The following is a 12,084-nucleotide window of genomic DNA, read 5'->3' on the forward strand; positions in this document are numbered from 1 at the left end:
GAGGTTACCCCTTGTTGCTTAACTCGACACATTCCGGATCGTCCGGTGCGTTGACAACAAACCAGTCTTCCCCCTGGTGGTCAAAGTCGGCGATTTTCTCAATATCCATTTTCAGGTATTTGCCACTCCCGGCAACGGCGGTCTGACCATCGGCAAGAAGGATCTCCCCTTCCCCTTGAAAAGAACGTTTACCTTCCGAGACAATCCTGGCCAGCACCCGGATTTCACCGTCAATCGGCACGGGTTTTCTCAGTTTCATCGAGAAATCAATCGTTACGCCCCAGATATTGCCGGAGTGGGCCACCATTATCGCCCGGCCGATAGTCTCATCGAGGATTGTCGCGGCAATACCGCCGTGCAGGCGGCCGGGATATCCCTGATGTTCTTCGGCCGGTTGAAAAACAGCCATCAGCTGGCCGTCTTCCAGTTCGTAAAACCGGCTCTTCAGTCCGAAACGGTTGCTCATCCCGCAGACAAAACACATCTTCGAGTTAGGTTGTTTTCTGGTGACTCTTACCCGCATGTCACTCATCTCCTTTTGAGGGTAGGCTTTGCTTTTGAGGCTTTTATTTTGAGGGGTCAGTTCGGGGAATTACCGGGGGCCCATGTACCAGCATCTCGGCAATAGTCATTTTAACTTTAGGCAGAAGATGACGTTTGTTATCGAGAAGTTCGTTTTCCAGCAGCGCCAGCCTTTGCAGAAGGAGTGTTCTCTCAACGGGGACTGGCAGTTCGTTTTTATCCAGGTTCTCGACGATTTCCTGACAGCGAAAACAACCGGGGAACTGAAATGTCCGGCCATCGGGCCTGGTCAGGGTCGCCGGGACGCCGTGGGTCCTGCAGACCAGCAGACGGTGCTGGTAAACAACGCAGCGCCCCTCGTCATTCAAGGGACACATGACCTGGGGCCGCTGCCCGGCCGCCAGGGCCTGTTCACACTGCTCAAGATAGGACTTCGCCCTGGCAATCAGTGATAGCTGCACCTCAGGCTCAAGCCGCCGGATGCCCAACCAGAGATGGGCCCACTCCGCATAGGTGTGATGCTGGAAATAGGAGTCGCAGCAGTTATCCGGACAGCCGGTGCAGGTAAAATCAAGCGCCTCCGCCACCCGTTCATATTCCAGCTGAAGCTTGTGATAGATATATTCAAGTACTTCCAGCTGCGCATCCGTCAGGATAACCTCTTTCACTTCTTTTCCTCCTCAAAACACTGAACCTGATAGGTGTAAATTTCCAGCTTTTTTTGCCGCCAAACATCCCCGGGCAATCCGGCTTTCTGGCAGAGATGCTCAAGAAACTGTTCCGTTGCGGCGAGCTGTTGCCAGACCTGGGGCAGAAAGGTGGCGCTGCGGCGCCCATCGCGGAGGATCACGCCGTCAACACCTGGGCGCAGTTTCAGCAGCAGCTCCTCCGGGTCCCGATACGCCAGAAATTCGGGTTGCGATAGAATGGAAATATCTACGTGCACAGCCGGCAGCTCCTCGGGGCGAAGCGGCGAAAACCGATAATCATTGAAGGCGGCGTTGATGGCGTTATCGCGGATTCCCTGCCAGAGCGGACCAGCCGGTTCGAGATTGCCGATGCAGCCCCGCAGCTGTCCGGCTATTTTCAGGGTGACAAAAGTGGCCGCCGGCATCGACAAGGCAGGATCTTCGGGTGGTGCCGGGGCTGTACCCTCACCCATTTTATACTGCAGGGTTTTTCTAGCCAGCTCAAGCAGCACCTGCCCCTGTTTATCTGTTAATACATTACTCATTATGAAGGAACTCGTAAAAGATCAAAGTTAGCAACAGAGATGGCTAAGCAAAAAGCTTGATATTCGAGGCGCAGTATTTTGGGCCGGCTTCCGACTATACAAAGAGTATGTCGGAAGCCGGCCCAAAATACTACAACGAAGAAGATCGGGCTTTTTACAACGCCATCATCACCATTCGACACCCAGCATAAGACAATTTATCCCACTGCCGATCCCCAGCAGCGCCCCTTTTTGACCCGGCTCAAAAAAATTCTGTTCCATGGCCATAGCCATGGTGATCGGGGCCGAAACGGAGCCGACATTGCCAAGAATCGCCAGGGTCTCGAAATTTTTTTCGGGTTCCAGACCAAGCCTCTCAAAGAGCAGCTTTGCATGGGCCGAGCCGACCTGGTGACAGAAAAAACGATCGATACTTTCCGCTCCCCAGCCGGATTTGGCCGAAAACTTCTGCCAGGTCATCTGGGCGGTCTCTACTCCCCGGTGCAGGAGTTCTTCGGAGTTGGTCGCCATCAAGACGGTATTTTCCCCGCTCTGGCCGCCATGACACAGGTCGGAATGTTGCGTGTTGGCCTGCCAGGCACCATGCACCAGCCGGGGCCTGTCTTCGTTGTCTTTTGCCTTGCGCATATACAGGGCGACCGAACCGGAGCCGATGGTCAGCGAGGCAAAGGCCGGCTTGATGGTTTTACGACTGAGCGTTGTATCTTTCAGCAGGCCAACCAGGGTCGATTCAAGTAACTCCTCGGCGGTCTCTCCGGACACTATCAGCCCGTTTTTAACGTGACCAAGCTCAATCATATTGGCCAGCATGACCATGCCATCGAGAAACCCCAGACAGGCGTTTGAGATATCGAAAATTAACGCACCAGAGGATAAACCGAGCTTATCGTGGACGAAAGATGCCGTTGCCGGCTCCATCATATCCCGGGAAACAGAGGTGAAGATAAGACATTCAATGCTTTTGGGGTCGATATCGGCAGTAGCAAGCACCCTTTGGCCGGCCAGTGTACCTGCGGTACTCGGTCGTGTCCCTGGAGGCCACAGGCGCCGCTCGCGGATACCGCTCATCAGCTCCAGCCGCCCGGACGGCAGACGCAAACGTTTATAGACCGGGGATAACCGCTTTTCAATATCTTCTGAAGAAAGCACCCTTGGCGGCAATGCATAGCCAAAAGTGTCTAAACAGACATGGGAATAATGCATCATACGCCTTGCTGATGTGTTGACGATGGTCGCCCTGCCCTGCATTTGGCAAGGAAAACAGCGGATTCGCTTCTAACTTCTAGACTCATTCTGCATCCAGGACTTCCAGCTGTTGCAGGATCTTTTCTTTGGTCACCGGCCTCGACATATATCCGTCTATGTTCTGCGGCAGCTTGCCGGCAATATTCGCATCCCCGAAACCAAAGATCGGTGTTCGCTGTCCGGAATACTTCTCCAGCTGCCTGAGTATCTTTACGGCCTCAAAGCCATCGAGCTGCGGTGTGGACAAATCAAAAAGTATCAGATCGAAGTGCGACAGGGAGGCTTCGTACATCGCTGATCGGTTGGTTTCAGCAAGAGTAACCTGCCATCCTTTCTCGACCAGGGTGCGGACAAAAACATGCTGGCTGGCCGGGTCGCCATCCACCACCAGCACCCGGCTCGTTAAAAACTGCGCCAAAACAGAAATTAATGCATTTCTCTGCACCGGTTTGGGCAGGTAGTCATCCATGCCGGCCTGGAGGCACTTTTCCCGGTCTCCGGACATTGCCAGGGCCGTCAGGGCAATAATAGGGAGATGACCATCGTGTTTACCCTCGTATTTTCTGATCCGCCTGGTAGCTTCCATACCATCCACATCATCCATCTGAACATCCATGAGGACCAGCTGGTATGCACCGGAGCACGCCTCGGCCACCGCTTCCCTGCCGCTGGCCACGGATGTTACCTCTACCCCCAATTGTTTGAGGATTGTCTCAATGAGCACCCTGTTGATATACTCATCTTCGGCGAGAAGCACCCTGGCACCTCTCAGTACATAGGCAACCTCCTCTTCGATGCCTTCGAGCGTCGCATTGGTTTTTTCCTCAATGCCGGCAAGATCGGCAACTTCCTTAAACGGCAGAGTAAACCAGAATCTTGTCTCGCCCTGCGCACTTTCTGCACCAATCTCGCCACCCATCAGCTTGACCAGCTGCGAAGTTACGGTCAAACCCAATCCCGTTGTCCCGACAGATAACGGCAGGGCGACACTGCGTTGCACCTTTTCTTTAAAATAATGGTTGATCAGGTCGAGCTTTTCCGGTGTTATGCCACAGCCCGTGTCACGAATACTGAATTGAAGAAAAATATTATTATCAGTATCGTACCCGGTATTTTCGATGGTGATATAGACTCCGCCTGTCGTCGTGAACTTGATTGCATTGTCGACAAGATTCGTGACAACCTGCACCAGTCGGACCGGATCGCCATGCACATGAGCGGGAACATCCGGTTCTATCGTGCAGACCAGCTCCAGATTTTTTTTCCTGGCGGAAAGATTCAGGACATAGAGGTCGTGATCAAGGCTCTCCCGGAGATTAAAATCTTCCGGCTCAAGCTCGAGTTCTCCGGTTTCTATCCTGGAGAAATCAAGCACTTCATTGACCACCACCAGTAAGCGGTCAACGGAGGAGCCGACCATCTCCAGGTATTGTCGCTGCTGCTCTGTCAGTTCCGTTTCCAGAACCAGTTCGGTCATTCCGACAATACCGTTCATGGATGATCGGATCTCGTGGCTGACATTTTCCAAAAAGACACTTTTCACCCGGCTGGACAACTCAGCCCGCGCCAGATCAAGTTCGCAACCATTCCGGTTTACCTGATTCCGGTGCGCACCATTCGCGCCAATGATTGCCTGTAGAGCCCTTTTTTTCAGGAGCTGGTTGGTCTTTTTTTCTTTTACCAGCTGCTCCCGAAGATTTTTAATCTGTTTTTGAAGACGTTCTATTTCAGCCACCATTCCCCCTCCGGTTGGTGTTGAGGTATTCTTCACCACAAAGCTGCCTGTACCCGCCCTATTGTACAAATAAAAGCTTATATTTGCACGATTCTGTTGCTGCTCGCCAGCACCTCGCTTGTCATAGACCTGCTTCCGGCCATTTTTTTCCCTGCGCCGTTTGGACTTTTTTTCTGATTTCCCAGCATCGATGGATTTTTTCATTCCTGGAAAAATCAAAAGGCACCGAATCCTGGGAAATATCCTTTATTTCATAGAGCGAAAGCAGTCTCTCTTCAAGTATAAAGCGTCGAAAATTCGTAGAAAAGATGAGCAGGCCGTCTTTGTCCAGATGCGCCATCGCGCGCTCGATCAAGCGCGCATGATCCTTTTGCACATCAAAAATCCGCTTATCTTTTTTGGTGTTGGAAAAAGTCGGCGGATCGATAAAAATCAGATCATAGGTTCCGGTCGACTCCTCAAGCCACTGCAGACAGTCGGCTTTTTCAACCTTGTTCTTCAGCTCCGTCAATCCGTTTAAGGCAAGATTCATCTGGGCCCAGTGCAGATACGTCGCCGAAAGATCTACGGTTGTCGTACTCGCCGCGCCGCCCATCGCCGCATGAACCGTCGCCGTCCCGGTATAACCATAGAGGTTGAGAAACCTTTTTCCTTTCGCCTCACGGTATATTTTTTGCCGGATCGGTCGATGATCGAGGAACAATCCCGGATCGAGATAATCGGTGAAATTTACCAGAAAAGAGCACTCGCCCTCTCTTACCTCCACCATTTTGCCGCTCTCGCCCTTTTTCTGGTATTGTTGTCGGCCTTTCTGGCGCTCCCGGGATTTGACAAAAATTCTATTTGAACGAACGCCAAGGATATCCCTGACACTCTTTAAAGCCGTTGTCATTCTCGAGGCGGCAAGCTGCGGATCTATCGTTTTTGGTGGTGCATATTCGTGGATATGCACCCATTTGCCAAAGAGATCGATGCTGAGATTATAATCCGGCAGATCCCGGTCATACACCCTGAAACAGGTTATATTTTCCCGCGCGGCCCATTTAAGAAATTTTTTAAGATTTTTACGCAGCCTGTTGGCAAACTCATTGTCGTCTTCTTCACCGCCCGGCTCCACCGGCGACCAGACAAAGTCGCTCTCCTGCCCGCTCACCGTGCCTATCAGCAACCGGCAGGGTATGGAACCATTGAATAATTTATATTTATTCTCCCACCCCAGGGTAAAACTGTCGGTCAGGTTCGGGTTGGAGATGAACACCCCGGTTTTCCACCCGGGAAAGCGCTGTTTGACAATCCGTCCAAAGGCTCGATACAGCCGGCTCACCTGTTCCGTCTCGGAGAGCCTTTCGCCGTACGGCAGATTTGACAGCAGCATGCCTGCCTTGGCCGGAGAACGAAGAGTGGCCAGTTCCGCCTGTTTTATCTGTATATGCTCCTCGAGACCAGCTTTTTCGATGTTTTTCCGAGCAGCACTGACCGCCACCGGATCAGCATCATAGCCGAGAAGCAGCGGCCAGTTTTTGTCCAGGCCCTTGTCTTCCCGCTCCAGGGCTTCAGCCACCAGGCTGTCCCAGAGTTCCGCGTCGTGACCCAGCCAGCCCAAAAAGCCAAAATAGCTGCGCGATAAGCCAGGAGCCGAATCGCCAAACATCAGCGCCGCTTCAATCAGCAGCGTGCCGGTACCGCACATCGGATCAATTAAAGGCCCGGGATCGGCAGGCCAGCCGCTCAGGGCAACAATCGCCGCCCCCAGCGTCTCCTTGAGCGGAGCCTTCACAGCCGACCCGCGATACCCCCTTCGGTGCAGGCTTTCGCCGGAAAGATCAAGAGAAAGAGAAGCCGTGGTTTCATCCACATGCAGATGAATCTGCACCTCCGGTCGAGTGGTTTGTACCGATGGTCGTTTGCCGGTCCGGTTTCGGATGGAGTCGACCAGACCATCTTTTACCTTGAGGGCAGCATAACGGCTATGGGTAATCGGCGATTTTCCAGCCAAGGTGCAGCTTACCGCAAAACGTGTCTCTTCGGTGAGATGATCCTGCCAGTCAATCTCCAGACAACGCTGGTACACGGTCTCTTCATCAACGATAGGAAACTGTGCCAGCTGCAGATAGACCCGGGAGGCGAAGCGCGACCATAAACAGCAGCGATACCCTGTTTCCAGGGAGCCTCTCCAGGTTACCACCCCGCTTGAAGGACTCACCTCCAGCCCGCCGAACAAGGCGACCTCTTCTCCCACTAACCCTTCCAGTCCGCTGGCGCAGCCGGCAATCAATGTATACTCTTTCATCTTCTCCTGTGTTTCCCGACGCCCCGCAAGGTTTCGGGGTGCCTTTTTATTTGTGTTTGTACGCACGCATCTGCCCTCTTGCACCGATTACCATTATCGCCTTGGCGAGGCAACAGCTAATGAAGTGCAATGTCCTGACAATTTGTTCTTGACCTCTTTTGCAATACGACTAAAGTGAATACATCTAAAGTTAGATTTTTACGTTATCTTAAGATAATTATACAATTTATAGGTCTGAAAATATTTTTCACATTAGAGGTAGTCTATGAAGAAAAGGCTCAGTAGAACTCTTGCTCTTACCGCTCTTTCAGCTCTTGTGGGATCATTTCTTCTTTTTGGTGCCGGTTGCAGCAAAAAAACGGTTATGCCGCCCGATGGAGCAGGATCCGATATGTCTGGAGGAACGGATATTAATTACCCTAAAGCGAGTGGCGGCTACTCAGAAGACAGTCTGCCAACAGAAGGCACGCTCGACGATCAAAAAGGTTCCGGCCAGGCCGGCAGCGGGACCAGCATGATGTCTGATGCGGACCAGCAGTCAGATGAATATAAGAGACTGCACGGAAGATGTTCCGCCAACCTCTCCCCCATCTACTTTGATTTCGACCAGGCCGGCGTTCGCCCCAACATGACGGAAGTGCTTGCCGCCAACGCCGAATATCTGAAGTCGATTCCTGGGACCATGGTGACCATCGAGGGCAATACGGATGAGAGGGGTACCAACGAATACAACCTTGCCTTAGGTGAGAGAAGAGCTATCAACACCCGACAGTATATGATTAATCTCGGTATTCCGGGTGACAATATCCGGACATTGTCCTATGGTGAGGAAAGACCCCTTTTTATGGGTCATGACGAGGACGCCTACAGCATGAACAGAAGGGCTGATTTTATCGCCCAGTAGTCAAAAGAGTGCAAGAGACCAGGTGCGCGAGCCATTCCCCCCAGGAAATGGCTCGCGCCCTGCCACCTCACCTGCCTGTATCAGCAATAATCTGCAGTATCTTTTCGACCACTTGTTGGATCGTTATCCCGGTAGTGTCGATACAGTGCGCATCCAGAGCCTTGCTTAATGGGGCAATCGCCCGCTCGCTGTCATTTTTATCGCGTTCAAGCGTCATCGACAGGATCTGGTTAAAATCGGCAACCACCCCCGTTGCCTGCAACTGCAGCACTCGTCTTCTTGCCCTCTCTTCCGGTTCCGCATCCAGGAAAAATTTATAAGCCGCCCTCGGGAAAACGATGGTGCCGGTATCTCTGCCTTCAGCGACAATTTTTCCCTTCTCGCCGTAATTTCGCTGGATGCTGGTCAATATTTCCCGAACGACCGGTATTGCCGAAACCCTGGAGGCAACCATGGCCATCTCAGGGGTCCTGATCGCCGCACTGACATTTTCGCCGTTTACCAGTACTCCCACATCACTTGATTCATCAGGCGCCGGAAGCAGCTCCAGCTCAAGTTCGGCAAGTTTTGCGGCCATCATTGCGACATCATCGAGAGAAACTTTATGGTGCAGAAAGTGCCACCCTACTCCCCGGTACATGGCCCCGGTATCAAGATAGGTAAATCCTGTTGCGGCGGCAATCTTTCTGCTTACCGAAGACTTGCCAACGCCGGAGGGGCCATCAATGGTGATGATGTTTTGTTTTTCCCCGCTCTTGTTCTCAGACATAGCCGAGTTCTTTCAGGCAATCGGCCAGACTGCTTAGAAATCGGTTGTTTTCCTCTTCGGTCCCGACAGTCACCCGGATAAAATCGGTAAAACCATAGGCACTCATGGAGCGCACAATCACCCCTTTGTAGAGCATGGCCTGATACAGTTTATCCGCATTCCCCTGTACATCGATCAGAAAAAAGTTAGTCTCTGAAGGGTAACTTCGGCAACCGAGCCTGTCGACCTCTTTGCTCAAAAAAGCTAACCCTTCGGCGGTACGCTGCAGAGTGCTCCGGTAATATTTTTCATCGTCAAGAGCAACCAGAGCCCCAACCTGGGCCATCTGGTTGATATTAAAAGGCTGCCGGACTTTATGCAGGCATTCGGCGATTTCCCGCGGCATAAGTCCATAGCCAACACGCAGACCAGCCAGCCCATACGCCTTGGAAAAAGTTCTTAAAAAAACGACAGGACATCGGCCGGCATTGTTTCTGATCAGAGAATAGAAATCAACCTGAAGTTTATTGTCCATGAAATCGACGTAGGCTTCATCCAGGACAACGATGACCGACTCCGGTATCTCGCTTAAAAACCGATACAGCTCTACGGGAGGGATTGCCGTTCCGGTCGGGTTGTTCGGATTATCCAGGAAAATAAGTCGTGTTTTTTCGGTGATTTTTTTTTGAATAGCCTTGAGATCATGACGCATATTTTTCAGCGCCAGGATATGATTCACCCCGCCTCTGACCTGAACAATTTTCTGGTACATGAGAAAGGAGGGATGACTGGTAATAACCTCATCACCTTCCTGGACAAAGGCCTTGACCAGAAATTCGATAACCTCGTTCGATCCGTTGCCAACGACAATCTCGTTGGCGGCAAGCCCCAGCTTTTCCGCGAGGGCCTGAACGAGATAAAAGCACGAACCATCCGGATAGCGATGCAGGTTCAACAGTTCGTTGCGAAGGGCGCTTATCGCTTTTGGTGAGGGGCCCCAGCCATTCTCATTTGAGGCGAGTTTAATGGAATTCTTAATCCCATACTCGCGTTCCAGTTCATCGAGCGGTTTTCCTGGAGGATAGGGCGTTATTGCTGCGATAGCAGCCGGAATTTTAATTTTCAAAGTCTCACCATAAAACGAAAGTGTTAAACAACAGGTTGTCTCATACCCCGGTATCTTCTGCCCATTAAAGGGCCGGTTTTCTGTGCTCAAGCGCAAGGCCCTGCTCGAGATTGAAAGCGGTTTTCAGCAATGTTTCCTCCTGAAAATGACCCCCTTGAAGCTGTACGCCGACCGGCAAACCATCAGCGGTGAAACCACCGGGGACAGACATCCCGGGAATACCCGCCAGATTAGCAGAGAGTGTTAATATATCGGACATATATATGGCCAGAGGATCCTCGGTATTCTCCCCCTTTTTCCAGGCAGGCGTCGGCGTCACCGGCGAGATAAGCACATCGCAGACCTCGAAAGCCTTTTTAAAATCATCGAGAATAAGAGTCCGCACCTGCGAGGCCTTTTTATAATAGGCATCATAATATCCGGAAGACAGGGCATAGGTGCCGATCAGTATACGCCGTTTTACCTCGGCACCAAAACCTTTCGACCTCGTCTGTTTGTACATATCAACAAGCGTGTCAGCCTCCATATCCCTGTATCCGTAGAGAACCCCATCGTAGCGGGCCAGGTTGGAACTCGCCTCCGAAGGTGCAATCAGGTAATACACCGCCACGCAGTATTGCGTGTGTGGCAGCGAAACGTCAACAATGGCAGCCCCTTTCTTTTTCAGAACCTCGATGCTGTCGTCAATAATCCTTTTCACCTCACCATCGAGGCCTTCGGTAAAATATTCCCTTGGAACACCAACAGTTAACCCTTCCAGACCATCGGCAAGAGACGACAAATAAGGTGGGACGTCTCTTTGTACCGAGGTGGAATCCATCTGATCATAGCCGCTTATAACATCCATCAACCGGGCACAATCCTCAACAGTCCTGCATAAGGGGCCCACTTGGTCAAGAGATGAGGCAAAAGCCGTCAACCCATAACGGGACACCCTGCCATAGGTCGGTTTCATCCCGACTATGCCGCAGAGCGAAGCCGGTTGCCGGATCGACCCGCCGGTGTCGGACCCCAGAGAGCCAAGGCACTCAAGGGCCGCGACCGAAACCGCCGACCCCCCGGAGGATCCTCCGGCAACATAGCCTTTCTTCCAGGGGTTTTCAGGGACGCCGAAGGCACAGCTCTCCGACGTAGATCCCATGGCAAATTCGTCCATCGTCGTCTTGCCGATAATTACCGCCCCTGCACTCTTTAATTTCTCAACCACTGTTGCATCATATGGCGGAATAAAATTGGCAAGCATCTTTGATCCGCAGGTAGTCCGTAACCCCGCCGTACAGAGCAGATCTTTCACCGAAAGAGGAACACCGCACAACGTGCCTGCCCGTCCGGCTTTTCTCTGCCGGTCGGCATTTTCCGCCTGTAACAGGGCGCCATCCCGATCAATGGTAATAAAAGCGGTCACTTCTTTTTCAACAGCATCTATTCGCTCAAGACAGCTTTCGGTGAGTTCAACCGCGGAAAGGTCGCCCTGCTTCATCTTGGCAAGTGCCTGGGTAATAGTCAGTTCATACGGCTTCATCGCAACCTCAAAAAAAGGACAGTCATGCCTGTCCAACCTGAAATGGGAATACAGTTCAACCCGGTTATACGGATGTAAGTCAGAATTATTTTAAATACCGGCTTTCAAGGAGTAAGACTCTCGCTCCGGTAAAAATTTTTTGCGGGGCTCTTTTCAGTACTCGCTTGACGGGTATAAGCTCCTTCACGAAATAATAATCTTGTAAAAAGCACAAGAGAACTGGCAAATCAGCCACTAACCCCGCCTAAAAGATTTGCGGGGCTCTTTTCAGTACTCGCTTGACGGGTGTAAGCTCCTTCACGAAATAATAATCTTGTAAAAAGCACAAGAGAACTGGCAAATCAGCCACTAACCCCGCCTAAAAGATTTGCGGGGCTCTTTTCAGTACTCGCTTGACGGGATAAGCTCCTTCACGAAATAATAATCTTGTAAAAAGCACAAGATTATTATTTCTAAGTCGCTAAATTATTTTAGGGACCTGGAACATTTGATCATCGTGCTGCGGACCATTTTTTAGTGCCTCAACCTGGGACAGCGATTCTTTTTCCACATCCTCACGAAATGCATTACTGACCGAAAAAACATGGGAGGTGGGGGTAACCTGGCTGGTATCCAGCTCATCCAGTTTGGCCACATAGGACAATATCTCGTCGAGTTGTCCGGTCATCTTCTCCAGCTCTGCGTCGCTCAGTGTAAGTCTTGCAAGATGGGCGACATGCTCAACTTCGTTTCGATTTATTTTCATTGAACCTGACTTC

11 protein-coding genes are annotated in these 12,084 nt (G+C 51.5%); 1 reads left to right on the forward strand and 10 read right to left on the reverse strand.

Annotated features, from left to right (window positions below):
* Positions 1–4 precede the first annotated feature (4 nt).
* The 6 genes from FCL47_RS11105 to rlmKL all read right to left on the reverse strand — a co-directional run bounded on the left by FCL47_RS11105 (position 5) and on the right by rlmKL (position 7,026).
* Positions 5–523, reverse strand: a complete 519-nt coding sequence (locus FCL47_RS11105) for a PaaI family thioesterase (protein WP_136813568.1) — start codon at positions 521–523, stop codon at positions 5–7.
* Between the two features lie 43 nt (positions 524–566).
* Positions 567–1,190 carry a hypothetical protein gene (locus FCL47_RS11110; protein WP_136813569.1) on the reverse strand — a complete coding sequence of 208 codons (624 nt, stop codon included), beginning with the start codon at positions 1,188–1,190 and terminating at the stop codon, positions 567–569.
* Positions 1,187–1,756: an AmmeMemoRadiSam system protein A gene (amrA, locus tag FCL47_RS11115; protein ID WP_136813570.1), complete on the reverse strand. Its 570-nt coding sequence runs from the start codon at positions 1,754–1,756 to the stop codon at positions 1,187–1,189. Before amrA ends, FCL47_RS11110 begins: the two co-directional genes overlap by 4 nt.
* Before the next feature lie 168 nt (positions 1,757–1,924).
* Entirely contained in the window at positions 1,925–2,962 is a 1,038-nt protein-coding gene (locus tag FCL47_RS11120) for a 3-oxoacyl-ACP synthase III (protein WP_240744210.1), read from the reverse strand.
* 82 nt (positions 2,963–3,044) lie between these two features.
* Positions 3,045–4,739 (reverse strand): response regulator, encoded by a 1,695-nt coding sequence (locus tag FCL47_RS11125; protein ID WP_167496463.1) that lies wholly within the window; start codon positions 4,737–4,739, stop codon positions 3,045–3,047.
* Between the two features lie 118 nt (positions 4,740–4,857).
* The gene (gene rlmKL / locus FCL47_RS11130; protein WP_136813572.1) at positions 4,858–7,026 is read right to left on the reverse strand and encodes a bifunctional 23S rRNA (guanine(2069)-N(7))-methyltransferase RlmK/23S rRNA (guanine(2445)-N(2))-methyltransferase RlmL; all 2,169 of its coding nucleotides are present in this window, start codon (positions 7,024–7,026) and stop codon (positions 4,858–4,860) included.
* A 265-nt stretch (positions 7,027–7,291) separates the two neighbouring features.
* On the opposite strand from rlmKL, the gene FCL47_RS11135 reads away from it, so the two are divergent.
* On the forward strand, positions 7,292–7,930 hold the full coding sequence (locus tag FCL47_RS11135) for an OmpA family protein (protein WP_205747288.1): 639 nt from the start codon (positions 7,292–7,294) through the stop codon (positions 7,928–7,930).
* Between the two features lie 67 nt (positions 7,931–7,997).
* On the opposite strand, the gene cmk is transcribed toward FCL47_RS11135, so the two are convergent.
* The 4 genes from cmk to gatC form a co-directional block, all read right to left on the reverse strand.
* On the reverse strand, positions 7,998–8,699 hold the full coding sequence (cmk, locus tag FCL47_RS11140) for a (d)CMP kinase (protein ID WP_136813573.1): 702 nt from the start codon (positions 8,697–8,699) through the stop codon (positions 7,998–8,000).
* Positions 8,692–9,804, reverse strand: a complete 1,113-nt coding sequence (gene hisC / locus FCL47_RS11145; RefSeq protein WP_136813574.1) for a histidinol-phosphate transaminase — start codon at positions 9,802–9,804, stop codon at positions 8,692–8,694. Before hisC ends, cmk begins: the two co-directional genes overlap by 8 nt.
* A gap of 64 nt (positions 9,805–9,868) precedes the next feature.
* Entirely contained in the window at positions 9,869–11,326 is a 1,458-nt protein-coding gene (gene gatA, locus FCL47_RS11150) for an Asp-tRNA(Asn)/Glu-tRNA(Gln) amidotransferase subunit GatA (RefSeq protein ID WP_136813575.1), read from the reverse strand.
* Between the two features lie 460 nt (positions 11,327–11,786).
* Complete coding sequence (gatC, locus tag FCL47_RS11155; RefSeq protein ID WP_136813576.1) at positions 11,787–12,071, reverse strand: Asp-tRNA(Asn)/Glu-tRNA(Gln) amidotransferase subunit GatC; 285 nt, start codon at positions 12,069–12,071, stop codon at positions 11,787–11,789.
* Positions 12,072–12,084 lie beyond the last annotated feature (13 nt).

Origin of the sequence: Desulfopila sp. IMCC35006 (genome assembly GCF_005116645.1) — a bacterium.
Lineage (GTDB): Bacteria > Desulfobacterota > Desulfobulbia > Desulfobulbales > Desulfocapsaceae > Desulforhopalus_A.